Origin of the sequence: Curtobacterium sp. AG1037, assembly GCF_003349855.1 — a bacterium.
Classification (GTDB): Bacteria; Actinomycetota; Actinomycetes; order Actinomycetales; family Microbacteriaceae; genus Curtobacterium; species Curtobacterium citreum.
Map to the genome: position 1 here is coordinate 34,623 of NZ_QQAO01000004.1, position 25,805 is coordinate 60,427.

Annotated in this window: 21 protein-coding genes; 6 read left to right on the top strand and 15 right to left on the bottom strand. The window is 70.2% G+C overall.

The features are described 5' to 3' along the window. Positions 1-135: 135 nt before the first annotated feature. The 5 genes from DEU32_RS07015 to sufB form a co-directional block, all read right to left on the bottom strand. A complete protein-coding gene (locus tag DEU32_RS07015) occupies positions 136-465 on the bottom strand; it encodes a metal-sulfur cluster assembly factor (protein ID WP_022902786.1) in 330 nt (109 codons plus the stop codon). After that, positions 465-1,232, bottom strand: coding sequence for a Fe-S cluster assembly ATPase SufC (gene sufC / locus DEU32_RS07020; protein ID WP_058727807.1), 768 nt, complete (start codon positions 1,230-1,232; stop codon positions 465-467). Before sufC ends, DEU32_RS07015 begins: the two co-directional genes overlap by 1 nt. A 70-nt stretch (positions 1,233-1,302) precedes the next feature. After that, positions 1,303-1,629, bottom strand: a complete 327-nt coding sequence (locus tag DEU32_RS07025) for a non-heme iron oxygenase ferredoxin subunit (protein ID WP_213143203.1) — start codon at positions 1,627-1,629, stop codon at positions 1,303-1,305. Next, on the bottom strand, positions 1,629-2,903 hold the full coding sequence (gene sufD / locus DEU32_RS07030; protein ID WP_114849925.1) for a Fe-S cluster assembly protein SufD: 1,275 nt from the start codon (positions 2,901-2,903) through the stop codon (positions 1,629-1,631). The genes DEU32_RS07025 and sufD overlap by 1 nt, the downstream gene beginning before the upstream one ends. Beyond that, on the bottom strand, positions 2,903-4,321 hold the full coding sequence (gene sufB, locus DEU32_RS07035) for a Fe-S cluster assembly protein SufB (protein WP_114849926.1): 1,419 nt from the start codon (positions 4,319-4,321) through the stop codon (positions 2,903-2,905). The genes sufD and sufB overlap by 1 nt, the downstream gene beginning before the upstream one ends. 266 nt (positions 4,322-4,587) lie before the next feature. Between sufB and DEU32_RS07040 the strand changes: the two genes are divergently transcribed. Continuing rightward, positions 4,588-5,574, top strand: a complete 987-nt coding sequence (locus DEU32_RS07040; RefSeq protein WP_114849927.1) for a heme A synthase — start codon at positions 4,588-4,590, stop codon at positions 5,572-5,574. A gap of 426 nt (positions 5,575-6,000) precedes the next feature. On the opposite strand, the gene DEU32_RS07045 is transcribed toward DEU32_RS07040, so the two are convergent. Further along, entirely contained in the window at positions 6,001-6,933 is a 933-nt protein-coding gene (locus DEU32_RS07045) for a heme o synthase (protein ID WP_114849928.1), read from the bottom strand. 395 nt (positions 6,934-7,328) lie between these two features. On the opposite strand from DEU32_RS07045, the gene tkt reads away from it, so the two are divergent. From tkt to pgl, 5 genes are all read left to right on the top strand, one after another. Continuing rightward, positions 7,329-9,422, top strand: coding sequence for a transketolase (gene tkt / locus DEU32_RS07050; protein ID WP_114849929.1), 2,094 nt, complete (start codon positions 7,329-7,331; stop codon positions 9,420-9,422). A gap of 128 nt (positions 9,423-9,550) precedes the next feature. After that, positions 9,551-10,663 carry a transaldolase gene (gene tal / locus DEU32_RS07055; protein ID WP_114849930.1) on the top strand — a complete coding sequence of 371 codons (1,113 nt, stop codon included), beginning with the start codon at positions 9,551-9,553 and terminating at the stop codon, positions 10,661-10,663. A gap of 192 nt (positions 10,664-10,855) precedes the next feature. Beyond that, positions 10,856-12,394 carry a glucose-6-phosphate dehydrogenase gene (zwf, locus tag DEU32_RS07060; RefSeq protein ID WP_114849931.1) on the top strand — a complete coding sequence of 513 codons (1,539 nt, stop codon included), beginning with the start codon at positions 10,856-10,858 and terminating at the stop codon, positions 12,392-12,394. Further along, entirely contained in the window at positions 12,391-13,335 is a 945-nt protein-coding gene (locus DEU32_RS07065; protein WP_058742906.1) for a glucose-6-phosphate dehydrogenase assembly protein OpcA, read from the top strand. The genes zwf and DEU32_RS07065 overlap by 4 nt, the downstream gene beginning before the upstream one ends. Positions 13,336-13,423: 88 nt before the next feature. Continuing rightward, a complete protein-coding gene (pgl, locus tag DEU32_RS07070; protein ID WP_114849932.1) occupies positions 13,424-14,194 on the top strand; it encodes a 6-phosphogluconolactonase in 771 nt (256 codons plus the stop codon). 226 nt (positions 14,195-14,420) lie between these two features. Here pgl and DEU32_RS07075 read toward each other — a convergent pair whose 3' ends face one another. The 9 genes from DEU32_RS07075 to uvrA form a co-directional block, all read right to left on the bottom strand. Further along, a complete protein-coding gene (locus DEU32_RS07075) occupies positions 14,421-14,780 on the bottom strand; it encodes an RNA polymerase-binding protein RbpA (RefSeq protein WP_058742908.1) in 360 nt (119 codons plus the stop codon). A 2-nt stretch (positions 14,781-14,782) separates the two neighbouring features. Next, a complete protein-coding gene (gene secG / locus DEU32_RS07080; RefSeq protein WP_058742909.1) occupies positions 14,783-15,034 on the bottom strand; it encodes a preprotein translocase subunit SecG in 252 nt (83 codons plus the stop codon). A 172-nt stretch (positions 15,035-15,206) separates the two neighbouring features. Next, positions 15,207-15,986: a triose-phosphate isomerase gene (gene tpiA / locus DEU32_RS07085; RefSeq protein WP_114850119.1), complete on the bottom strand. Its 780-nt coding sequence runs from the start codon at positions 15,984-15,986 to the stop codon at positions 15,207-15,209. After that, the gene (locus DEU32_RS07090) at positions 15,983-17,200 is read right to left on the bottom strand and encodes a phosphoglycerate kinase (protein WP_114849933.1); all 1,218 of its coding nucleotides are present in this window, start codon (positions 17,198-17,200) and stop codon (positions 15,983-15,985) included. Before DEU32_RS07090 ends, tpiA begins: the two co-directional genes overlap by 4 nt. After that, the gene (gene gap / locus DEU32_RS07095) at positions 17,197-18,207 is read right to left on the bottom strand and encodes a type I glyceraldehyde-3-phosphate dehydrogenase (protein WP_058742911.1); all 1,011 of its coding nucleotides are present in this window, start codon (positions 18,205-18,207) and stop codon (positions 17,197-17,199) included. The genes DEU32_RS07090 and gap overlap by 4 nt, the downstream gene beginning before the upstream one ends. Positions 18,208-18,464: 257 nt before the next feature. Continuing rightward, positions 18,465-19,445: a DNA-binding protein WhiA gene (gene whiA / locus DEU32_RS07100; protein WP_058742912.1), complete on the bottom strand. Its 981-nt coding sequence runs from the start codon at positions 19,443-19,445 to the stop codon at positions 18,465-18,467. 108 nt (positions 19,446-19,553) lie between these two features. Then, positions 19,554-20,525, bottom strand: a complete 972-nt coding sequence (rapZ, locus tag DEU32_RS07105) for an RNase adapter RapZ (protein WP_114849934.1) — start codon at positions 20,523-20,525, stop codon at positions 19,554-19,556. A 203-nt stretch (positions 20,526-20,728) separates the two neighbouring features. Beyond that, on the bottom strand, positions 20,729-22,786 hold the full coding sequence (gene uvrC, locus DEU32_RS07110) for an excinuclease ABC subunit UvrC (protein ID WP_114849935.1): 2,058 nt from the start codon (positions 22,784-22,786) through the stop codon (positions 20,729-20,731). Further along, positions 22,787-25,792, bottom strand: coding sequence for an excinuclease ABC subunit UvrA (gene uvrA, locus DEU32_RS07115; protein ID WP_217507640.1), 3,006 nt, complete (start codon positions 25,790-25,792; stop codon positions 22,787-22,789). It abuts the gene before it with no gap. Positions 25,793-25,805: the final 13 nt, after the last annotated feature.

The window sequence follows — 25,805 nt, forward strand, 5'->3', positions numbered from 1 at the left end:
CGCGGCGCCCGGACGACGGACGGGAGGCACGGTGCCAGCTGGCACCGCCCTCCCTCGCAGGCTCGGTCGGCGCGCCCCGCGCGCCGCTTCGCGTCGCCGTAGAGCGGGGCGCGCCCGTCCTGCAGGTGGTCGCGACTAGATCGAGAAGCCGAGCGCGCGCATCATCTCGCGCCCGTCGTCGGTGATCCGCTCCGGACCCCACGGCGGCATCCACACCCAGTTGATGCGGAACGCGTCGACGATGCCGTCGAGCGCGTTGGCCGTGTCACCCTCGATGACGTCGGTCAGCGGGCAGCCCGCGCTCGTCAGCGTCATGCTGATCACGAGCGCGTTCGCCTCGTCGTCCATGGCGAGGTCGTAGATCAGACCGAGGTCGACGATGTTCACGCCGAGTTCCGGGTCCTGGACCTCCTTGAGGCCCTCGACGACCTCGTCGAACTTCTCCGGGGAGAGTGCGGTGATCATCAGTTGCCCGCCGCAGCTGCCTGGACGTAGCGGTCGTAGCCCTCGTTCTCGAGGCGCTCGGCGAGCTCGGGGCCGCCCTGCTCCGCGACCTTGCCCGCGACGAACACGTGCACGAAGTCCGGCTTGATGTAGCGGAGGATGCGCGTGTAGTGCGTGATGAGCAGCACGCCGAGGCCGGTCGCGGCCTTCGCGCGGTTGACGCCCTCCGAGACGATCTTCAGCGCGTCGACGTCGAGGCCGGAGTCGGTCTCGTCGAGCACCGCGAACTTCGGCTTGAGGAGCTCGAGCTGCATGATCTCGTGGCGCTTCTTCTCGCCGCCCGAGAAGCCCTCGTTGACGTTGCGCTCGGCGAACGAGCTGTCCATCTTGAGGTCGGCCATCGACTGACGCAGGTCCTTGACCCAGCCGCGCAGGGCCGGGGCCTCGCCGTCGATCGCGGTCTTGGCGGTGCGCAGGAAGTTCGACACCGTGACGCCCGGGATCTCGACCGGGTACTGCATCGCGAGGAACATGCCGGCGCGGGCGCGCTCGTCGACGCTCATCGACAGGACGTCCTCGCCGTCGAGCGTGATCGAGCCACCCGTGACGTTGTAGCGCGGGTGCCCGGCGATCGTGTACGCCAGGGTCGACTTGCCGGAGCCGTTCGGCCCCATGATCGCGTGGATCTCGCCCTCGTTGATGGTGAGGTCGACACCCTTCAGGATCTCCTTGGTGCCCTGGTCGGTGTCGATCGAGACCTGCAGGTCGCGGATTTCCAGAGTGGACATTGCGTGTGTTCCTTCGGTTGCAGCTGGGGTGCGGCGTCAGCCGCGCGGGAAGAGTGGGAGGAGCCGGGGCTCAGTCGACGGGCACGGGGTCGTGGACGTCGACGTACACGTCGCCGTCCCGGACCTCGACCCGGAAGACCGGGACGGGCTCGTAGGCCGGGAAGTTCTGCGGCTTCCCCGTCGCGAGCGAGAACCGGGAGCCGTGCGCCCAGCACTCGAGCGTGTCGCCCTCGACGAAGCCCTCGGCCAGGGAGATGTCCCCGTGCGTGCAGGTGTCGCCGATCGCGTGCACGGTGCCCGCGGAGTCCTTCACGATCGCGACGGCCGTCCCGTCGACGACGACCCGCATCGGGCTGTCGACGGCGATCTCCGACTCGGCGCAGACCTTCTCGGCCATCAGGCGTCTGCCTGCTCGTCGGCGGGCGCGGCCACCGCGGTGCGGCCCTCGGCGAGCTCCTGCTCCACCGCGGCGATGAGGCGCTCCTCGAGCTCGGGTGAGCCGATCTTCTGGATGACCTCCACCAGGAAGCCCAGGACGACGAGGCGACGGGCCTCTTCCTCGGGGATGCCGCGGGCCTGCAGGTAGAACAGCTGCTCGTCGTCGAACCGACCGGTGGCGCTGGCGTGGCCGGCGCCCTCGATGTTGCCGGTCTCGATCTCGAGGTTCGGGATGCTGTCCGCGCGCGTGCCGTCGGTGAGCACGAGGTTGCGGTTCTGCTCGTACGAGTCGGTGCCGTCGCCGGCGCGGCCGATGAGCACGTCGCCGATCCAGACCGTGTGCGCGCCCTCGCCCTGCAGCGCGCCCTTGTAGTTGACCCGGCCGCGCGTGTTCGGCGCGTCGTGGTTCACGTAGACCTGTTGCTCGATGTACTGCCCGGCGTCGGCGAAGTACACGCCGTACATCTCGGTGTCCGCGCCCTGCGCGCCGAGGTGCGTGGACGGGTTGACCCGGACGACGTCGCCGCCGAGCGAGACCACGACGTGCTTGAGGAAGGCGTCCCGCCCCACCTCGGCGAACTGCGTCGACACGTGCACCGCGTCGTCGTCCCAGTCCTGCAGGCTGACGACGGTCAGGCGCGCACCGTCGCGGACGACGATCTCGACGTTCTCGCTGAGCAGCGCCGAGCCACGGTTGTCGATGACGACGATGCCCTGCGCGTGCTGCTCGGCCGTGATGACCGTGTGCGCCGCGCGGGCCTGCGTGCCGAAGTCCGAGCGGGTGATCGAGATGGACTCGTGTGCCTCGGTCGCCTTGACGGTGACCTTGAGCACCGCGTCGCGCGCGGTCCACGCGGCGGCCGCGGCGCGGTCCTCGGGCAGACCCGCGGTCCCGACGGCCGGGTCGTCGCTGCGACCCCACTCGACGTCCGCGCCCTCGGTCTGACGGGCGAGGAACGGGTAGGCGGAGCCGTCGAGTCCGCCGTCGAGCAGCGGCTGGAGCTTGGCGATCGGCGCGAACTTCCAGTTGACCTCGCGACCGGTGACCGGGGCGAACGCGTCGAGGTCACCCGACTGCGGGCGCTCCGAGCGGGTCTGGACGGGGACCTTCTTCGCGGCGGCGTCCGGGGCGTCCCAGCCGCCGTCCGAGTGGGCCTTCGCACCGTGCTGCTCCGAGCCGGGCGCGGGGGCGACCGGCTGGTCGATGCGGGGGGTGGGCGTGGAGCTGCTCACTAGCCGACGGATCCTTCCATGCTCATCTCGATGAGCTTGTTGAGTTCGAGCGCGTACTCCATCGGGAGCTCGCGGGCGATCGGCTCGATGAAGCCGCGGACGATCATCGCCATCGCCTCGTCCTCGGGCATGCCGCGGGACATCAGGTAGAAGAGCTGCTCCTCGCTGACACGGGACACCGTGGCCTCGTGCCCGAGCTGCACGTCGTCGACGCGGATGTCGATGGCCGGGTAGGTGTCGCTCCGACTGACGGTGTCGACGAGGAGCGCGTCACAGCGCACGGTGTTCGCCGCGTGGTGGGCCGCCGGGTCCACCCGGACCTCGCCGCGGTAGCCCGCACGACCGCCGCCACGGGCGATCGACTTCGAGACGATCGACGACGTCGTGTAGGGCGCCATGTGGATCATCTTCGCGCCGGCGTCCTGGTGCTGCCCGGGACCCGCGAAGGCCACCGACAGGGTCTCGCCCTTGGCGTGCTCGCCCGCGAGGTAGATCGACGGGTACTTCATCGTGACCTTGGAGCCGATGTTGCCGTCGATCCACTCCATCGTGGCGCCCTCGTGCGCGATCGCACGCTTGGTGACGAGGTTGTAGACGTTGCTCGACCAGTTCTGGATGGTCGTGTACCGGACGCGGGCGTTCTTCTTGACGATGATCTCGACCACGGCGGAGTGCAGCGAGTCCGACTTGTAGATCGGCGCCGTGCAGCCCTCGATGTAGTGGACGTAGGAGTCCTCGTCCGCGATGATCAGCGTCCGCTCGAACTGCCCCATGTTCTCGGTGTTGATCCGGAAGTAGGCCTGCAGCGGGATCTCGACGTGCACGCCCTTCGGGACGTAGACGAACGAGCCGCCGGACCAGACCGCCGTGTTGAGCGCGGCGAACTTGTTGTCGCCGGCGGGGATCACGGAGCCGAAGTACTCCTCGAAGAACTCCGGGTGCTCGCGGAGCGCCGTGTCGGTGTCCATGAAGATGACGCCCTGCTGCTCCAGGTCCTCGCGGATCTGGTGGTAGACGACCTCGGACTCGTACTGCGCGGCGACGCCGGCGACCAGGCGCTGGCGCTCGGCCTCGGGGATGCCCAGGCGCTCGTAGGTGTTGCGGATGTCCTCGGGCAGCTCTTCCCAGGTCTGGGCCTGCTTCTCCGTGGACTTGACGAAGTACTTGATGTTGTCGAAGTCGATGTCCGACAGGTCGGCGCCCCACGAGGGCATCGGCTTGCGGTCGAAGAGCGTCAGGGCCTTGAGGCGGAGCTTCTGCATCCACTCGGGCTCGCCCTTGCGGGTGGAGATGTCGGTGACGACCTCCTCGGAGAGGCCACGGCGCGCGGACGCACCGGCGGTGTCGGAGTCGGACCAGCCGAACTCGTATTGGCCGAGCCCTTCGAGCTCGGGACGGTCGATGAGCACGTCGGACATGGTCTCCTCGTTTCCTTCTCGCACGGCAGCGTCTCCGGGTGAACCCGTGGCGTCCGGACGCCATTCCACCGCAGACCTCCGACACGCTCGTCACGTGCAGGTCGGCCACGCTGTTGCTGCCTCGCAACGACAATGGTTCCACGCAGTCGTCCGACCGATCCGCGATCACGGCCCATTCGGAGCCGGCGCCTGCCTAGACTTGACTGCTGCTGAACCCTCGAATCCTACAGGTTCGCCGCACCGAACAACAGGAAGGCACCACCCTCGTGACTCGCGTCGGACCCACCGTCGAGCAGAGCGTCGCACCGGACGGCGGCACCGCACGGTGGTGGTCCCTCCCCCGGTCGGTCGACCGCCGCGTGATCTGGCTGGCCTGGGCCTCCTTCGTCGTCGAGGTGGTGCTCATCGGCACCGGTGGGCTCGTGCGCCTGACCGCCTCCGGCCTCGGGTGCCCCACGTGGCCGAAGTGCACCGCCGAGTCGCTCGTGTCGACGCCCGAGATGGGCATCCACGGCGTCATCGAGTTCGGGAACCGGCTCCTCACCTTCGTGCTCGTCGTCGTCGCGATCGCCGCGTTCCTGGCGGTCGTCCGGATGCGCCGTACCCGCCCGGAGCTGTTCTGGCTCGCGTTCGCACAGGGTGTGGCCATCCCGGTCCAGGCCGTGATCGGCGGCCTCAGCGTCCTGACGAACCTCAACCCCTTCGTCGTCGGCCTGCACTTCGTCGTCTCCGCGACCCTCGTGGCGATCACCGCGACGATGGTCTACCGCGCGATGCGGGGGCCCCGTACCGCCGACCGACTCGTCCCGGGCTGGTACCGCGGTGTCGTCAGCGGCACCGTCGCGGCGGTCGCCGTGACCGTGCTCGTCGGGATCCTGACCACCGGCTCCGGCCCGCACGCCGGCGCGGACGAGGCCGTGGACGGCGGCCGTCTGCACCGCACGGGGTTCGACCCCGCCCTCATGGAGCACCTGCACGCGATCCCGGCCTACGCCCTGTTCGCCCTGACGCTCGTGCTCGTCGTCGGCGCGGTCCGCCTGCGCCTGCCGAGCACCTGGGCGCTCCTGCTCCTCGTGGTCGAGTTCGTCCAGATCGCGGTCGGCCTCACCCAGGCCCGCACGGGCCTGCCGGTCGGGCTCGTCGGGACGCACATGGTCCTCGCCGGACTCCTGGTCGGTGCGGTGACCGTCGTGGTCCTGTCGACGCGGGGCACCGCCGGACGCCAGGCCGCGCGGGAACCGCTGCACGCCTGACCCGGCCCACCACCGGAACCCCGCGGGCCCTCGGTCCGCGGGATTCCGTCGTCCCGGGCGCGTCGCGGCTGCGTCGCTGCCGCCGGACGACCGGGATCGCCACCGCGCCGACCGACGGAGCGTCACGTCCGCGGTCGGACGACAGCGGCGGTGACCCACGACGGCGACGATCGACCGTCACGCCGTCACGCCGTCACCCCGGCGCGTGCCGCCGGACCGACGCACCCACCCACCGGACGGGAGGCACGGCACCGGCCCGCCCCGTGCCTCCAGTCCGTCGCCGCGCACCGCCGACGCGAGACGCCCCCGAACGCACGAGACGCCGCCGGAACCGGCGGCGTCTCGTGCACAGGAGGGCGTCTCGGGCGCAGGCGGGCGTCTCGCGGAACGCGACGACCGTCTCCCGGGAGCCCCGGGCGCCCGCCGCTACAGCGAGAAGGTGAAGACCTGCGGCAGCAGGGGGTCGATGCCCACCGCGATGAACAGCAGCGTCAGGTAGGTGATCGAGCTGTGGAAGACGCGCATCGGCTGCACGTGCTCGACGTGCTGGATCGCCCGCGAGTACAGGCGGTGCGACTCGACGACGAACCAGGTGCCGCCGGCCAGCGCGACGACCGTGTAGAGCGGCCCCATGCCGGCGACCGGGATCAGCAGCAGCGAGCAGACGAGCGTCGCCCAGGCGTACAGGACGACCTGCAGGCCGACGACCGTGCGGCCCCGGACCACCGCGAGCATCGGCACGGCGGCCGCGTCGTAGTCGTCGCGGTACTTCATCGACAGCGGCCAGTAGTGCGGCGGCGTCCAGAGGAAGATCACCATGAAGAGGATGATCGGCGTCCACGTCAGCGAGCCGGTGACCCCGGCCCAGCCGATGAGCACGGGCATGCAGCCGGCGGACCCGCCCCAGACGATGTTCTGCGGCGTGCGGCGCTTGAGCCACAGCGTGTAGACGCAGACGTAGATGAGGATCGCGACGACGCTGAGGGCGGCCGCGAGCCAGTTCACGAGGAAGCCGAGGACCGCCGTCGACAGCACGGCGAGCACCCACGAGAACACGAGCGCTTCGCGGTCCGACAGCTCGCCGGTGACGAGCGGACGGGAGCTCGTGCGCTTCATCAGCCGGTCGATGTCGCGGTCGATGTAGCAGTTGAAGGCCGACGCGGACCCGGCGGACATCGCCCCGCCGAGCATCGTCCAGAACACGAGCCACAGGTCGGGGACGCCGCGCTCGGCGAGGAACATCGTCGGCGCGGTCGTGACGAGCAGGAGCTCCATGACGCGCGGCTTGGTCAGCGAGACGTACGCACGGACCTTGCGGGACAGCGTCGAGCGGGGTCGATCGGTGTCGGGCCGGGTCACGGTGGCAGTCGGCAAGGGAACCTCAGTCTGTTCGCGTCAGCTCGCACACTCGGTGGACGGCTCCGTCGTCGTCGGGGCGTGCGTCGACCCGGAATGCACACGGGTCCTGCTTAGTTTAGGCCATCACGGCGCCGCGATGATGCCCCGCCCCGCCGGACCGCCAGAGCCACTGCGGCGCACCGACACGGTGGCCGCGTCACCTGGACACCTTCTGAGTGCGTGGTCACTATGCTGGAGGGGCCTCCCGTAGTGCGCGCCCCGAAGACGTCGGCCGTACCGAGCCGGTCGGCCGCCGTTCGGACGGCAGCACGACACCCGGCCCCGGGACGGCGATCATGTCCGTGCGATGGCACGAGCCCTCGCACATGTCGCAACAACGAAGGGTCAACATCCAAGTGGCTGAATTCACCTGGGACGCCATCGACAAGAAGGCCGTCGACACGGCGCGCGTCCTCGCCGCCGACTCGGTCGAGGCCGCCGGCAACGGTCACCCCGGCACCGCGATGAGCCTCGCGCCCGTCGCCCACCTGCTCTTCCAGAAGGTGATGCGTCGCGACCCCAGCGACTCCACCTGGATCGGCCGCGACCGCTTCATCCTGTCGGCGGGCCACGCCTCGATCCTGCAGTACGTGCAGTTCTACCTGCACGGCTACGGCCTCGAGCTCGAGGACCTGCAGCACCTGCGCAAGTGGGGCTCGAAGACCCCGGGTCACCCGGAGTACGGCCACACCGACGGCGTCGAGATCACCACCGGACCGCTCGGCCAGGGTCTCGCCTCGGCCGTGGGCTTCGGCTACGCGCAGCGCTTCGAGCGCGGCCTGTTCGACCCGGAGACCGCCGACGGCGAGTCGCCGTTCGACCACTTCACCTACGTGATCGCCGGTGACGGTGACATGCAGGAGGGCGTCACGAACGAGGCCGCGAGCCTCGCCGGCCGCCAGCAGCTCGGTCGCCTGGTCGTGTTCTACGACTCGAACCAGATCTCGATCGAGGACGACACCGACATCGCGTTCTCCGAGGACGTCGCCGCCCGCTACGAGTCGCTCGGCTGGCACGTCCAGCACGTCGACTGGAAGAAGACCGGCGAGTACTCCGAGGACGTCGAGGAGCTCTACCGCGCCGTCGAGGCCGCCAAGGCCGAGACGACCAAGCCGTCGCTCATCGTCCTCAAGACGATCATCGGTTGGCCGTCGCCGACCAAGCAGAACTCCGGCAAGATCCACGGCTCCGCCCTGGGTGGCGAGGAGCTGAAGGGCCTCAAGGAGGTCCTCGGCTTCGACCCCGAGCAGACCTTCCACGTCGACCCCGAGGTCCTCGAGTACACGCGCGGCGCCGTCGCCAAGGGCCAGGCCGAGCACGCCGAGTGGACCAAGACCTTCGACGCGTGGGCCGCGGCCAACCCGGAGAAGAAGGCGATGCTCGACCGCATCAACGCCGGCGAGCTCCCCGAGGGCCTCGAGGAGGCCCTGCCGGTCTTCTCCACCGAGAAGGACGTCTCGACCCGCGCCGCCTCCGGCAAGGTCATCAACGCCATCGCGCCGCTCATGCCCGAGTTCTGGGGCGGTTCGGCGGACCTCGCCGAGTCGAACCTCACCACGATCGAGGGCGCGAAGTCCTTCGGTCCGGCCGAGGCGAGCACGAAGACCTGGAGCACCGACCCGTACGGCCGCGTGCTGCACTTCGGCATCCGCGAGCACGCGATGGGCTCGATCCTGTCCGGCATCGTCCTGCACGGGAACACCCGCCCCTTCGGCGGCACCTTCCTGATCTTCAGCGACTACATGCGTCCGGCGGTCCGTCTCGCCGCGCTCATGGGCGCACCGGCGATCTACGTCTGGACGCACGACTCCATCGCCCTCGGCGAGGACGGCCCGACGCACCAGCCGATCGAGCAGCTCACCGCCCTCCGTGCGATCCCGGGTCTCGACGTCGTCCGCCCGGCCGACGCGAACGAGGTCTCCTACGCCTGGCTCGAGATGCTCAAGCACAAGGATCGCCCGGCCGGCATCGCGCTGAGCCGTCAGAACCTCCCCGTGTTCGAGCGCGGTGAGGGCGAGGCCTCCGGCGACACCTTCGCCTCGGCGAAGAACGTCGGCAAGGGCGCGTACGTCCTGGCCGAGGCGCCGAACGGCACCCCGGACGTGATCCTCATCGCGACCGGCTCCGAGGTCCAGATCGCCGTCGACGCGCGCGAGCAGCTCAAGGGCGAGGGCATCAACGCCCGCGTCGTGAGCGCGCCGTCCCTCGAGTGGTTCTTCGAGCAGTCGGAGAACTACCGCGAGCAGGTCCTGCCGAAGGCCGTCACCGCGCGCGTCTCGGTCGAGGCCGGCATCGCGATGAGCTGGCGGGACATCGTCGGCGACAAGGGCCGCAGCGTCTCGATCGAGCACTTCGGTGCGTCGGCCGACTACCAGCGGCTCTTCGCGGAGTTCGGCTTCACGACGGAGCACGTCGTGGCCGCCGCCAAGGAATCGATCGCAGCTTCCTGACCCTCCAGGGCCGGATCCGGTACGCCGGATCCGGCCCTGCTGCCGGGAGGCTCGTGGCGGGTCCCGCCCCGCGCCTCCCGGCCCACAGTCCACGGCCTCCGGGCCGACGAAAGAAGAAGTGGAACACCATGGCTGAGAACACCCCCACCGCCGCCCTCTCCGAGGTCGGCGTCAGCATCTGGCTCGACGACCTCTCGCGGGAGCTCCTCGAGACCGGCAAGCTCTCCGAGCTGATCGAGCAGAAGAACGTCGTCGGCGTCACGACGAACCCGACGATCTTCGCGTCGGCCCTCGCCAAGGGCGAGCGTTACGACGCGCAGGTCAAGGAGCTCGCCGCCGCGGGCACCGACGTGACCGACGCGATCTTCGAGATCACCACCCAGGACGTCGCGAACGCGTCCGACGTCTTCAAGCCGATCTACGACGAGACCAAGGGCTTCGACGGCCGCGTCTCGATCGAGGTCGAGCCGGGCCTCGCGCACGAGACCGCGAAGACCATCGAGCAGGCGAAGTTCCTGTTCGAGAAGGTCGGCCGCGAGAACGTCCTCATCAAGATCCCCGCGACCGTCGAGGGCCTCGAGGCCATCACCGAGGTCATCGGTGCCGGCATCTCGGTGAACGTCACCCTGATCTTCTCGCTCGAGCGCTACCGCGCCGTCATCGACGCCTACCTCGGTGGCCTCGAGAAGGCCAAGGCCGCCGGCCACGACCTCTCGAAGATCCACTCGGTCGCGTCGTTCTTCGTGTCGCGCGTCGACTCCGAGATCGACAAGCGCCTGGACGCCGTCGGCACCGACGAGGCGAAGGCCCTCAAGTCGAAGGCCGGCATCGCCAACGCGCAGCTCGCCTACCAGGTCTGGACCGAGGCGTTCGCCACCGAGCGTGCCCTGGGCCTGCTCGAGGCCGGTGCGAACACGCAGCGTCCGCTCTGGGCCTCGACCGGTGTCAAGGACCCGTCGCTGCCCGACACCCTGTACGTGACCGAGCTCGCCGCGCCGAACACGGTCAACACCATGCCGGGCAAGACGCTCGACGCCACGTTCGACCACGGCGAGATCCACGGCGACGCGATCGCCGGCTCGTACGACGACGCACAGCAGGTCATGGACCAGATCGCCGCCGCTGGTGTCGACTACGACGACGTCGTGGCGCTGCTCGAGAAGGAGGGCGTCGACAAGTTCAACGTCTCCTGGGGCGAGCTCGTCGACACGGTGAAGACCGCGCTCGAGAACAGCAAGTAGGCACCACCGGAGCCCGCGTCCGGTGACGGGACCACCGTCGCCGGACGCGGGCACCCACCGGTCAGGACCTGCCCGCCGGAGCCGCCAGGCGCCTCCCGGCCGGCCCAGACCACCACGACGGCGGAGTCGCCGCTGCCCCCGCAGCGTTGCGCTCCGCCGTCTCCGTTCGACTCACAAGGAGTTCACCGACTCATGTCACCGGTGGCTGTCACCCCGGAGCACAACCCGCTCCGGTTGACGACCGATCGTCGTCTGAACCGGATCGCGGGTCCCAGCACCCTCATCATCTTCGGCGTGACGGGCGACCTGTCCCGCAAGAAGCTGATGCCCGCGGTCTACGACCTGGCGAACCGGGGGCTCCTGCCGCCCGGGTTCGCGCTGGTCGGGTTCGCCCGCCGCGACTGGGAGGACCAAGACTTCTCCCAGCTCGTCCACGACGCGGTCAAGGAACACTCCCGCACCCCGTTCGACGAGGACGTGTGGCGCCAGCTCGAGCAGGGCATCCGCTTCGTCCAGGGATCGTTCGACGACCCCGAGGCGTTCCGGGAGCTCAAGCGCACCGTCGACACGCTCGACGAGGAGCGCGGCACCCTCGGGAACCACGCGTTCTACCTGTCCATCCCGCCGAAGATGTTCCCGGTCGTCACCGAGCAGCTGAAGCTGTCCGGGCTGACCGAGCAGCGGGAGGGCTCCTGGAGCCGGGTCGTCGTCGAGAAGCCGTTCGGTTCGGACCTCCGCACCGCACGCGAGCTCAACGCGATCGTCGAGAGCGTGTTCGCGCCAGACGACGTGTTCCGCATCGACCACTACCTCGGCAAGGAGACCGTCCAGAACCTGCTGACGCTCCGGTTCGCGAACCAGATGTACGAACCCATCTGGAACTCGAACTACGTCGACCACGTGCAGATCACGATGGCCGAGGACATCGGCGTCGCCGGTCGTGCCGCGTACTACGACGGCATCGGCGCGGCGCGCGACGTCATCCAGAACCACCTGCTGCAGCTCCTCGCCCTCACGGCGATGGAGGAGCCCGTCTCGTTCAAGGCCGGTCACCTCCGCGCCGAGAAGGAGAAGGTGCTCTCCGCGGTGCGCCTGCCGGAGGACCTCGCCACCGCGACGGCCCGCGGACAGTACGCCGGCGGCTGGCAGGGCGGCGAGAAGGTGCTCGGGTTCCTCGAGGAAGCGGGCATGGACCCCGAGTCCACGACCGAGACCTTCGCGGCGATCAAGCTCGACATCGCGACCCGTCGCTGGCAGGGCGTCCCGTTCTACCTGCGCGCGGGCAAGCGTCTCGGCCGCCGCGTCACCGAGATCGCGATCGTGTTCAAGCGCGTCCCCGAGGACGTCTTCGGCATCCCGCAGTCCCCCCTCGGCCAGAACGCACTCGTCATCCGCGTGCAGCCGGACGAGGGCGTCACGCTCCGCTTCGGTTCGAAGGTCCCCGGCGTCGGCACGCAGGTGCGCGACGTGACGATGGACTTCGGCTACGGCCACGCGTTCACCGAGGCGTCCCCCGAGGCGTACGAGCGACTCATCCTCGACGTGCTCCTCGGCGACCCGCCCCTGTTCCCCCGGCACCAGGAGGTCGAGCTCTCCTGGAAGATCCTCGACCCGATCGAGGAGTTCTGGGCCACGCAGGGCCAGCCCGAGCAGTACCGTCCCGGCACGTGGGGTCCGGCCTCGGCCGACGACCTGCTCGCCCGCGACGGCCGGACCTGGAGGCGTCCATGAAGATCGACCTGCCCGACACCACGGTCTCGAAGATCCAGAAGACCCTGGTGCACATCCGCGAGGAGGGCGGCGCCGTCGCCCTCGGCCGCGTGCTGACCCTCATCGTCTCGACCGCCCTCGGGCACGAGGAAGAGGCGATCTCGGCCGCGAACGAGGCGTCGCGCGAGCACCCGATGCGCGTCATCATCGTGTCGAAGAACGCCGGGGACACGAAGTCCCCCGGTCGCCTCGACGCGCAGATCCGCGTCGGGAGCGACGCGGGCGCCAGCGAGGTCATCGTCCTCCGCGCGTACGGCGAGACCGCGACCGACGAGGAGAGCCTGGTCACCGGGCTGCTCCTGCCGGACGCCCCCGTCGTCGCCTGGTGGCCCGACGCCGCACCGTCGAAGCCGTCCGAGTCCGCACTCGGTCGGATCGCGCAGCGCCGCATCACCGACGCCGCCGCCCAGAAGGACCCGAACGAGGCGATCGCCGCGCTCGGCGAGTCCTACGTCCCCGGTGACACCGACTTCGCGTGGACCCGGCTGACGCTCTGGCGGAACCAGCTCGCCGCAGCGCTCGACCAGCCGCCGTACGAGCCCATCACCGGCGTCGAGGTCTCCGGTGCGAGCGACAGCCCGTCGACGATCATGCTCGCCGCCTGGCTGCAGCTGCGCCTCGAGGTGCCCGTCCGAGTCGTCACGTCGCCCCGCGCGACCGGCTCGAGCGGCATCCACGGCGTGAAGCTCGAGCGCGAGTCCGGCACGATCGACCTCGAGCGCTCCCTGGTGGACGTCGCGACCCTGTCGATGCCCGGACAGCCGACGCACGACCTGTCGCTGCCGCGCCGCAACCTGCGCGACTGCCTGGCCGAGGAACTCCGTAGACTCGACCCGGACGTCCTCTTCGGGGACGTCGTCAAGCACGGGGTGCCGCAACTCCGCGAGTCGATCGCGGGCTAGCGCCACCCAGGCCGGACCGTCACCCCGGTGGCGGTCCGGCCGACCCGGTCCTGCTCGCGCGCCGGGCCGCCACGAACACGGGAGTCACGTGACCAACGAACGACGGGTGCTGGTGCACCCGGACAAGCAGGCCCTCGGCGCATCCGTCGCCGCTCGCTTCCTCACGAAGATCATCGACGTGCTCGACGAGCAGGAGCGCGCGGACATCGCGATCAGCGGTGGCTCCGTGTCCTCCCTGGTCCTCGCCGCGATCAGCCAGTCGCCGGCGCGCGAGAGCGTCGACTGGTCGAAGGTGCACGTCTGGTGGGTCGACGAGCGCTGGGTCCCCGAGGGCGACGCCGACCGCAACGTCACCGGCACACAGACCGACTTCCTCGACCACGTCGGGATCCCCACCGAGAACGTCCACCCGATGGGCGCCTCGGACGCCGGGCTCTCCATCGACGAGGCAGCCTCCCAGTACGAGCGCGAGCTGCAGGACGCCGCACCCGAGGGCGCCGTCGCACCCCGGTTCGACATCACGCTGCTCGGCGTCGGCCCCGACGGCCACACCGCCTCGCTCTTCCCGGAGTTCCCGCAGCTCGCCGTCACCGACCGTGCCGTGCTGACCGTCGACGACTCCCCCAAGCCGCCGCCGCAGCGTCTGACGCTGTCCTTCCCGGTGATCAACGCCTCGCAGCGTGTGTGGGTCATCCTGTCCGGCGCCGAGAAGGCCTCGGTCCTGGGGCTCGCCCTCGCCGGCGCCGCGGCGGATGAGGTCCCGGTCGGCGGCGTGCAGGGTCGGAAGCGCACGGTGTTCTTCGTCGACCAGGACGCCGCGCGCGACGTGCCCGAGAACCTCATCGCGTCGACGTACTAGGCGCACCCCCGGAAGAGGCCCGCTCGCTACCCCGCGAGCGGGCCCCTTCTGTCACGCTCGGCACCGCGCGGCGACGACTCCTGCCCGGTCGACGAGCGACCGGCGGCATGTCGTGCACATTCGCGAACGGCGAAGCCCCCGCGCCCGTCCTGCGACGCGAGCAGCGACGGGAACGACGAAGGCCCCCGTACCGGATCGGTACGGGGGCCTTCGGACGACCGTGGGGCTACTTCGCGGTGCCGCGACGCTGCCGGAGCTGCTGCAGCGCGTCCTCGAGGAGCTGCGCTGCCTCTTCTTCGGTGCGACGTTCCTTGACGTACGCCAGGTGGGTCTTGTACGGCTCGGTCTTCGCGACGACCGGAGGGTTCTCCTTGTCGCGACCGGCCGGGAGCCCGGTGGACGGCGAGTCGACCGTCTCGGGGATCTCCTCGTCGGGCAGGGTCGCCGAGAAGTACCGGACGACCTCGTTCCCGAGGGCGTCCCAGTACGAGACGGCCACGCGCTCGGCCTGGACCCCGCGGTCCTGCTCCCCCATGGGCCCGGCTCCGACGCGCGAGCCCCGGATTGCACTGCCTCCGCTTGCCATGTTCAGCTCCCCGCTGTGAACTTGTTGATGAGACCGAGCACGATGATCGACACGATCCAGATCAGACCGAGGATCACCGTGATGCGGTTGAGGTTGCGCTCGGCGACGCCGGACGCCCCGAGGTTGCTCGTCACGCCGCCGCCGAACATGTCGGAGAGGCCGCCACCGCGGCCCTTGTGCAGCAGGATGAGGAGCGTGAGCAGGAGGCTCGTGATCGCGAGCAGGACCTGCAGCACGACGGAGAGAATCGCCACGACGTACCTTTCGTGTCAGTCAGCCATGCAAGTGTACCGGGCTGCCGGAGTGACCGGGGCCACCGGCACCGGTGTGGCCCGGCACCGGAGCCGACAGGCACCGGTCTGGCCCGGTACCGGACGCTGACCAGGCCGGCCACGCGGACGTGACCGGCCTGGGAGCGAAGTGGGACTAGAGCCCGACGTGCTGACGGAAGCGCGCGATCGCCGCGAACTCCTGCACGTCGAGCGACGCGCCGCCGACGAGCGCACCGTCGATGTCGGGCTCGCGGAGGAAGCCCGCGATGTTGCCCGACTTCACCGAACCGCCGTAGAGCACGCGCGTGGCCGCAGCGGCCTCGTCGCCCCACGCCGCAGCGATGGCCCGACGGAGCGCGGCGCAGTCGTCCTGCGCCTGCTCGGGCGTGGCGGCCTGGCCGGAGCCGATGGCCCAGACCGGCTCGTACGCCACGACGATCTCGGACGGCTGCACCGCGCGAAGGACCACGTTCAGCTGCTCGACCGGGACGACGCCCGCGCCGCGCTGCTCGCGCTCCTCGCCGGTCTCGCCGACGCAGACGACCGGGACGATGCCGTGCTTGACGGCGGCGGCGGTCTTGGCGGCGACGACCTCGTCGGTCTCCCCGTGCATCGTGCGACGCTCGGAGTGCCCGACGATGACGTACTGCGCGTCGAGTGCCTTGAGGAACGCCCCCGAGACGTCACCGGTGTAGGCACCGGAGTCGTACTGGGACAGGTCCTGGGCACCGAAGCGGATCTCGAGCTTGTCGGCCGAGATCAGCGTCTGCACGCTGCGCAGGTCGGTGAAGGGCGGGAACACCGCGACCTCGACGTCGTCGTGGTCGTGGCGCGCGTCCTTCAGCGTCCAGGCGAGCTTCTGCACCGTGGCGATGGCTTGGAGGTGGTCCAAGTTCATCTTCCAGTTGCCGGCGATGAAGGGCGTACGGCTCATCGGGACCACCCCAGTGCTTCGAGACCGGGCAGCGACTTGCCCTCGAGGAACTCGAGGCTCGCACCGCCACCGGTCGAGATGTGGCCGAACCGGTCGTCGGCGAAACCGAGCGACCGCACGGCTGCTGCCGAGTCACCGCCGCCGACGACCCCGAGGCCGTCGACCTCGGTGAGCGCCTGCGCGACGGTCTTCGTGCCGGCCGCGAAGGCCGGGAACTCGAACACGCCCATCGGACCGTTCCAGAACACCGTCTTCGACCCGGACACCGCCTCCGCGAACCGGGCGGCCGTCTCCGGACCGATGTCGAGCCCGATGCCGTCCGCGCCGAACGCAGTCGACTCGATCGCGTCGGCCGCGACCGTCTCGTGCTCGGCGTCCGCCGCGAAGCCCGAGGCCACGACGACGTCGGTCGGCAGGTCGATCGTCACGCCGAGCTCGTCGGCCTTCGCCAGGTACGAGCGCACGGTGCCGAGCTGGTCCTGCTCGAGCAGCGACTTCGCGACCCCGTGGCCCTGGGCCGCGAGGAACGTGAAGAGCATGCCGCCGCCGATGCAGAGCGTGTCGACCTGCGGGAGCAGGTGGTCGATGACCCCGAGCTTGTCGCTGACCTTCGACCCGCCGAGGACGACCGTGTACGGCCGCTCGGGGTCCTTCGTCAGGCGCTCGAGCACCGTCAGCTCGGACTCGATGAGCGAGCCGGCGGCGCTGGGCAGCGCCGCGGCGAGCTCGTAGACCGAGGCCTGCTTGCGGTGCACGACACCGAAGCCGTCCGACACGAAGGCGTCGCCCAGGGCGGCGATCCGCTTGGCGAAGCGCTGGCGATCGGAGGCGTCCTTCGAGGTCTCCTCCGGGTTGAACCGGAGGTTCTCGAGCAGCAGGACGTCGCCGTCCCCGAGGGCCTCGGCGGCCGCGGTCGCGTCGTCGCCGACGGTCTCGCCGACGAACGTGACCTCTTTCCCGAGCAGCTCGGAGAGCCGCTGCCCCACGGGAGCGAGCGAGTACTCCGGCGCCGGCGACCCGTCGGGACGACCGAGGTGCGAGATCACGATGACCCGCGCTCCGGCGTTCACCAGGGTGTTCAGCGTGCCCAGCGACGCCCGCACGCGGCCGTCGTCCGTGATCTTGCCGTCCTTGAGCGGGACGTTCAGGTCGCAGCGGACGACGACGCGCTTGCCGGCGAGGTCGCCGAGGTCCTCGAGGGTGCGGAGGCTCATGCCGAGAGTCGCTCGCCCACGTACTCGGTGAGGTCGACGAGGCGGTTCGAGTAGCCCCACTCGTTGTCGTACCACGAGGTGATCTTCACGAGGCCGCCGATGACCTTGGTCAGGCCGGAGTCGTAGATCGAGGAGTGCGGGTCCGTGGTGATGTCGGTCGACACCAGCGGGTCCTCGCTGTAGAGCAGGATGCCCTTGAGCGGGCCCTCGGCGGCCTCCTTGTAGGCGGCGTTGATCTCGTCGACGGTGACCTCGGACTTGGTCTCGAGGGTCAGGTCGGTGATCGAACCGGTGGGCACCGGCACGCGGAGCGCGTAGCCGTCGAGCTTGCCGGCGAGCTCCGGCATGACCAGGCCGATGGCCTTGGCCGCACCCGTGGAGGTCGGGACGATGTTCAGGGCGGCGGCACGGGCACGACGCGGGTCCTTGTGCGGGCCGTCCTGCAGGTTCTGGTCGGCGGTGTAGGCGTGCACCGTCGTCATCAGGCCACGCTCGATGCCGAACTTGTCGTGGAACACCTTGGCGAGCGGCGCGAGGCTGTTCGTGGTGCAGGACGCGTTCGAGATGATGTGGTGGTTCGCCGGGTCGTACTGGTCCTCGTTCACGCCGAGCACGATGGTGACGTCGTCACCCGTGGCCGGGGCGGAGATGATGACCTTCTTGGCGCCCGCGTCGATGTGCTTCTGCGCGTCGGCGGCCTTGGTGAAGAACCCGGTCGACTCGATGACGACGTCGACACCCAGCTCGCCCCAGGGGAGGTTGGCGGGGTCGCGCTCCGCGAGGACCTTGATCGGCTTGCCGTCGACGACGATGCTGTCGCCGTCGAGCTCGACGGAGACGCCGAGGCGACCGGTGACGGAGTCGAACTTCAGCAGGTTCGCGAGCGCCGCGTTGTCGGTGAGGTCGTTCACCGCCACGATCTCGAGGTCGGAGCCCTTCGCGAGGGCGGCCCGGAAGAAGTTACGGCCGATGCGGCCGAAGCCGTTGATGCCGATCTTGACGGTCAATGGATCTCCTGGTGGGTGTGGAGCGCCCCGGGGGCGCTGCTTTCGGAGTCATGGGCCCTTCGGGCCCACGTGTGGTGGACGATACGCCCCGTAACGTCGCCGTAACGACCCTAGCAGTCGGACACTGCGGACCCGCGCCGGATGACGGTCCGTCCGGACGGTCGCGCGGCCGTCCGCGGACGCGCCCCGACGACGGACGGGAGGCACGGTGCCAGCTGGCACCGTGCCTCCCGTCCGGTGGGTCGTCAGACCCGCGATCAGGCGCCCTCGAGCTCCTCGGGGACGCTCGCCTCGGTGCCCGGGATGCCCAGGTCGGAGGCGCGCTTGTCCGCCATCGCGAGGAGGCGGCGGATGCGCCCCGCGATCGCGTCCTTCGTCATCGGCGGCTCCGCGTGCTGACCGAGCTCGTCGAGCGACGCGTCGCGGTGCTCGAGGCGGAGCGAGCCGGCGTACTTGAGGTGGTCGGGGACCTCGTCGCCGAGGATCTCGAGCGCGCGCTCGACGCGGGCGCACGCGGCGACCGCGGCCTGCGCGGAGCGGCGGAGGTTCGCGTCGTCGAAGTTGACCAGGCGGTTCGCGGTCGCACGGACCTCGCGGCGCTGGCGCATCTCCTCCCAGTCGGCGTTCGTGCGGGCGGCGCCCATGACGGTCAGCATCTGCCCGATGGCCTCGCCGTCGCGGATGACGACGCGGTGCACGCCGCGGACCTCGCGGCCCTTCGCGGCGATGCCGAGGCGCGACGCGGCACCGACGAGGGCCATCGCGGCCTCGTTGCCGGGGCAAGTGACCTCGAGCGCGGCCGCGCGGCCCGGGTCGGTGAGCGTGCCGGAGGCGAGGAACGCACCGCGCCAGATGGCGGCGAGGTCTTCGCGGTTGCCGGTGGTGAGCCGGTTCGGCAGGCCGCGGACCGGACGGCGACGGGCGTCCATCAGACCGGTCTGGCGCGCGAGGGTCTCCCCCGCCTCGAGCACGCGGACCAGGTAGCGGGTGCCCCGACGCGACGAGGCGGACGAGCCGACGCTCGCCTCGGAGCGGACGCCGTAGAGCTCGGCGAGGTCCTTGCGGACGCGGTGGACGATGATCCGGGTGTCGAGCTCGACCTCGACGGCGATCCGGCCGGAGATGACGTGCAGGCCACCCGCGAACCGGAGGATCGTGGCGAGTTCGGCGGCGCGGACCGTGTTGCGGTTCACGACGACCCTGGCCAGTTCGTCCTTGACCTCGGCAGTCAACGGCACAGCATCATTCCTAACGTTTCTTCTGGTGGGGTCCGCAGGCCCGCGCACTGGTGAGCACCGGAGGGCTCCTGAGCACGACACGCTCGTGAGCGACGGCCGGAGGGGCGGTCACTCCCGGCCGAGGTCTCGGTTCTGCACACGCACGGCGACGTCGGGCATGCTGCGGAGGAGGTTCGCCAACTCGGCGACGACGGCGACCGAACGGTGCTTGCCGCCGGTACAGCCGATGGCGATCGTAGCGTGTCTTTTGTTCTCGCGCTGGTATCCCGCTAGGACAGGCTCCAGCACGGCCGCGTACCGCTCGACGAACGAGCGGGCTCCCGGCTGCGCGAGCACGTAGTCCGAGACCGGGGCGTCGAGGCCGGTGTGGGGGCGCAGCTCGGGCACCCAGTACGGGTTCGGGATGAAGCGGACGTCGGCCACCATGTCGGCGTCGGCGGGCAGGCCGTACTTGAAACCGAAGCTCATCAGCGTCACCTGCACGCCGACGAAGTGGTCCTCCGCGAAGCGCTCGGTGACGGTGTTCGCGAGTTGGTGGATGTTCAGGTCCGAGGTGTCGATGATCACGTCGGCGGCGTCGCGCAGGGCCGACAACCGGGTCCGCTCGCGGCCGATGCCGTCGAGGAGCGTGCCGTCCTCCTGCAGCGGGTGCGGCCGGCGGACCTGCTCGAAGCGGCGGACGAGCACGGCGTCGGTGGCCTCGAGGAAGAGCACCCGCACGCGGGCCGAGGCGCTCGCGCGGACCTGGGCGACGGCCTGCTCGGGGTCGGTGAAGAACCGGCCGCCGCGGACGTCGACGACGGTCGCGATCTTCGGGATCTTCTCCCCCGCCCGGTCGGCGAGCTCGGTGAGTGGGCCGAGCATCTGGGTCGGGAGGTTGTCGACGACGTACCAGCCGAGGTCCTCGAGGGCCTTGCCGACGGTCGAGCGTCCGGCGCCGGACATGCCCGTCACGATGAGGATGTCGTGCTGCTGGGTCGTCCGGGCGGGGGTGGCGGGGCCGTCGTGGCCCTGCTCGGGGCTGTCGTGCTCGTGACGGTGGCTGCTGTCGTGCTCGTGCTCGGCGTTGCTGTCGCTCATGGTCGGGGGCTCCGTCGTCGCGGTCCGGGCGGCGCGCCCGGGGTGTGTCGGCTGCGGGTCCAGGCTATCGCCCGGCCCGCTGGGTCGGCTGTCCGGGTCGGCTGTCCGGGTCGGCGGTGCTGGTCGGTGATCGGATCAGCCGCGTCCGGTCGGTTGCAGCTGGTCGGCTCTCCGGGTCGGGACCCGGCCTGCTGGGCCCGCGGTCAGGCCGGGCGCAGGGGGCCGTCCTCGGAGACCGTCGGTACCTGGACCGGTCCGGTCGGGGTGCTCGTCGGACTGCTGGGTTCGACTGCGCTGCCCGGGCCGGCCGGGCCGGACGGGCCGGACGGGCTGGCCGGGCTGGCGGCGCTGGCGGTCAGTGCGCTGGCCGGGGTCTGCGCCAGCTTCGTGACGACCGCGGCCGCGGTCGCCGGGCCGACCCCGTTCACCTCGGCGATCTGCTCCGCCGTCGCCTCGCGCAGCCGCGACACCGACCCGAAGTGCTTGAGCAACGCGTTCACCCGCGTGGGGCCGAGCCCCGGCACCTCGGACAGCTGGGACCGGACGTCGCGCTTCCGGCGGGTCCGCTGGTGCGTGATCGCGAACCGGTGGGCCTCGTCACGGATGCGCTGGATGAGGAACAGGGCCTCGGAGTTGCGCGGCATGATCACCGGGAAGTCGTCGTCCGGCAGCCAGAGTTCTTCGAGGCGCTTCGCGATGCCGACCAGGGCGATGTCGTGCACACCGGCCTCGTCCATCGCCCGCTTCGCCGCCTGCACCTGCGGCTGCCCGCCGTCGACGATCAGCAGCTGCGGACGGTAGGCGAAGCGCTTCGTCGGCTTCGTGCCCTCGACGACGTCGTCACTCGTCGCGTCCGGGACGTCGGGCACCGAGGCGTCCTCGTCGAGCCGCGCGAGTCGACGGGAGAGCACCTGGTACATGCTGTCCGTGTCGTCGGTCGTCTCGGCGATCGTGTACCGGCGGTACTGGTCCTTGCGCGGCAGCCCGTCCTCGAAGACGACCATCGACGCCACGACGTTCGTGCCCTGCAGGTGCGAGATGTCGTAGCACTCCATCCGGAGCGGCGCCTCGGTCATGCCGAGGGCCTCCTGGATGTCCGCCAGCGCGGCCGACCGGGTGGTGTAGTCCGCGCTCCGCTTCGTCTTGTAGAGCATGAGCGCCTGCGCCGCGTTCTGGGCGGCCGTCCGGGCGAGCCCGGCCCGGTCGCCGCGCTGGGCGGTGCTGAGCTTGGTGCCGCGGCCACCCCGACGTGCGCTGAGCCACTGCTCGAGGGCCTCGGCGTCCTCTGGCAACTCCGGCACGACGACCTCGCGCGGGGGTTCCTCGCTCGTCGCGTACTGACCCTGGACGATCTGCTCGACGAGGTCGCCGGTGCTGATGTCGAGCTCCTTGTCGACGACCCAGCCCCGGACACCGCGGATGCGACCGCCGCGGACCGAGAACAGCTGCACGGCGGCGGCGAGCTCGTCCTCGGCGACGCCGAACAGGTCGAGGTCCACCGAGTCTCGGAGCACCACGGCCGACTTCTCGAGGACGGCCTCGAGCGCTCCGACCTGGTCGCGGTAGCGCGCGGCCTGCTCGTACTGCATGGCGTCCGCCGAGGCCGCCATCCGCTGCTTCAGCTCGGTGATCACCCGGCGGTCGTAGCTCGCCATGAAGCGGACGAACTGCTCGACGATCGCGCGGTGCTCGGCGATCGTCACCTTCTGCGAGCACGGGCCGCCGCACTTCCCGATCTGCCCGGGGAAGCACGGCTTGCCGGTCTGCATCGCCCGCTTGTACGACGAGTCGGAGCAGGTGCGGATCGGGAACACCTTGATCATCAGGTCGATGGTGTCGTGGACCGCCCAGATCTTCGGGTAGGGCCCGAAGTACTTCGCGCCCTTGATCTTCCGGTTCCGCGTCACCATCACCCGCGGCGACTCCTCGCCCAGGGTGATCGCCATGTACGGGTACGACTTGTCGTCCCGGAACTTGACGTTGAACGGCGGGTCGAACTCCTTGATCCACGTGTACTCGAGCTGGAGGGCCTCGATCTCGGAGCCGACCGTCGTCCACTCGACGCTGCGGGCGGTGAGCACCATCCGGCGCGTCCGCTCGTGCAGGGTCGGCAGCGGGGCGAAGTAGTTGCTCAGCCGCGCGCGGAGGTTCTTCGCCTTGCCGACGTAGAGCACCCGACCGGCTTCGTCGCGCCACCGGTAGACGCCCGGGTCGGTCGGGATCTCCGACGCCTTCGGCCGCCAGGGGACGGTGTTCGCCACCTAGCGCGCACCCGCCTTCTGCTTCGCCGTGCGGGCGCCGACGGCCTGCTGCTTGCCGACCCGGGCGTCCTGCGCGTCGAAGATCTCGCGGAGGAACACCCCGGTGTGGCTCTCGGGGACGTCCGCGACGTGCTCGGGCGTGCCGACCGCCAGGACCGTGCCACCACCGGCGCCGCCCTCCGGACCCATGTCGACGAGCCAGTCGGCCGACTTGATGACGTCGAGGTTGTGCTCGATCGTGATGACGGTGTTGCCCTTGTCGACCAGGCTCTGCAGCACGAGCAGCAGCTTCCGGACGTCCTCAAAGTGGAGACCCGTGGTCGGCTCGTCGAGCACGTAGACCGTGCGGCCGTTCGAACGGCGCTGCAGCTCGGTCGCGAGCTTGACGCGCTGCGCCTCGCCCCCGGACAGGGTCGTGGCGCTCTGGCCGAGCCGGACGTAGCCCAGGCCGACGTCGACGAGGGTCGCCATGTACCGGTGGATCGCCGAGATCGGCTCGAAGAACTCGGCCGCCTCGCTGATGGGCATGTCGAGCACCTCGGAGATGTCCTTGCCCTTGTAGTGCACCTGCAGCGTCTCGCGGTTGTACCGGGCACCACCGCAGACCTCGCACGCGACGTAGACGTCGGGGAGGAAGTTCATCTCGATCTTGATCGTGCCGTCGCCGGAGCAGTTCTCGCAGCGGCCGCCCTTGACGTTGAAGCTGAAGCGCCCGGGCTGGTACCCGCGGGCCTTCGCCTCGGGCGTCTCGGCGAAGAGCTGCCGGATCCGGTCGAACACGCCGGTGTACGTCGCCGGGTTCGACCGCGGGGTGCGGCCGATCGGCGCCTGGTCGACGTGCACGACCTTGTCCAGCTGGTCGAGCCCCTTGACGCGGGTGTGCTTGCCGGCGATGTGCCGGGCGCCGTTGAGCTGGTTGGCGAGCACCTTGTACAGGATGTCGTTGACGAGCGTCGACTTGCCCGAACCGCTGACGCCGGTGACCGCGGTGAACACGCCGAGCGGGAAGTCGACGTCCACCTGCTTGAGGTTGTTCGCCCGCGCCCCCTGCACGCTGATCACGCGCTTCGGGTTGACCTTCCGGCGCTCGGCCGGGACCTCGATGGCACGACGGCCGGCGAGGTAGTCGCCCGTGATCGAGTCGCGGTTCTCGATGATGCCCTCGTAGGACCCGGAGTGCACGACGACGCCGCCGTTCACGCCCGCACCCGGTCCGATGTCGACGACCCAGTCGGCGGTGCGGATGGTGTCCTCGTCGTGCTCGACGACGATGAGCGTGTTGCCGAGGTCCTTGAGCTTGACGAGGGTGTCGATCAGCCGCCGGTTGTCGCGCTGGTGCAGCCCGATGCTCGGCTCGTCGAGCACGTAGAGCACGCCCGTCAGGCCCGAGCCGATCTGCGTCGCGAGACGGATGCGCTGCGCTTCGCCACCGGACAGCCCGCCGGCACCGCGGGCCAGCGTCAGGTAGTTCAGGCCGACCTCGAGCAGGAACTCGAGGCGCGCCCGGATCTCGCGCAGGACCGCGGCGGCGATGTGGGCCTCGCGCTCGGTGAGCGTCAGGGTCTCCATGAAGGCGTACGCGTCGTCGAGCGACATGTCGGTGACGTCCGCGATGCTCCGGCCGTCGACCGTGACCGCCAGGACCTCGGGCTTGAGCCGCGTGCCGTCGCACACCGGGCACGGGACCTCGCGCAGGTAGCCCTGGAAGCGCTGCCGCTGCGAGTCCGACTCGGCCTCGGCGAACTTGCGCTCGATGTAGGGCATGACGCCCTCGAACCCACTCGTGTACCGCATCTCGCGCCCGAAGCGGTTCTTCCACGACACCGAGACCTGGAAGTCCTTGCCGGTCAGGATCGCCGCCTGCACCGACGGGTCGAGCTGGCTCCACGGGGTGTCGAGCGAGAACCCGAGGTCCTTGCCGAGACCGGCGAGGAGCTTCTCGAAGTACGAGTACAGCCCGCTCGTCCCGGTCCACGGCAGCAGCACGCCGTCGCGGAGGGACGCCTCGGGGTCACCGAGGACGAGGTCCGGGTCGACCGACATGCGCGTGCCGAGGCCGGAGCACTCCGGGCAGGCCCCGAACGGGGCGTTGAACGAGAACGTGCGGGGCTCGATCTCGGTCAGCGCGAGCGGGTGGTTGTTCGGGCAGGAGAGGTTCTCGGAGTAGGTCCGGACCGCGCCGGGGCCCTCGTGGTCGACGAGGTCGATCGCCACCGTGCCGCTCGTCAGCCGCAGGGCGGTCTCGAGCGAGTCGGTGAGCCGACCGAGGATGTCGTCGCTCGCCACGAGCCGGTCGATGATCACCGAGATGTCGTGCTTGACCTGCTTCTTGAGCTTCGGCGGGTCGCTCAGCTGGATCCGCTCGCCGTCGACGATCGCACGGGCGTAGCCGGAGGCCGCGAGCTCCTGGAAGAGGTCGACGAACTCGCCCTTCTTCTTCGAGATGACCGGCGCGAGCACCTGGAAGCGGGTCCCCGACTCGAACTCCATGAGCTGGTCGGCGATCTGCTGCACGCTCTGCTTGCTGATCACCTCGCCGCAGACGGGGCAGTGCGGGACGCCGATGCGCGCCCAGAGCAGACGCATGTAGTCGTAGACCTCGGTGATGGTGCCGACCGTCGACCGGGGGTTGCGGTTCGTCGACTTCTGGTCGATCGACACCGCGGGCGACAGCCCCTCGATGAAGTCAACGTCGGGTCGGTCCACCTGCCCGAGGAACTGCCGCGCGTACGCGGAGAGCGACTCGACGTAGCGGCGCTGTCCCTCGGCGAAGATCGTGTCGAACGCGAGCGAGGACTTGCCCGATCCGGAGAGCCCGGTGAAGACGACGAGGGAGTCGCGCGGGATCTCGAGGTCGACGTCGCGGAGGTTGTGCACGCGAGCACCCCGGACGCTGAGCGTCGAGGTGCTGTGCGGTGCCGTGCCGCCGGGGAGGTGGAGGTCTGCGGGCTCGCCGAAGGCGTTCCGGCCCGAGGTCGAGGTACCGCGGTCAGAGGTGATGGTCATCGCAGACGATTGT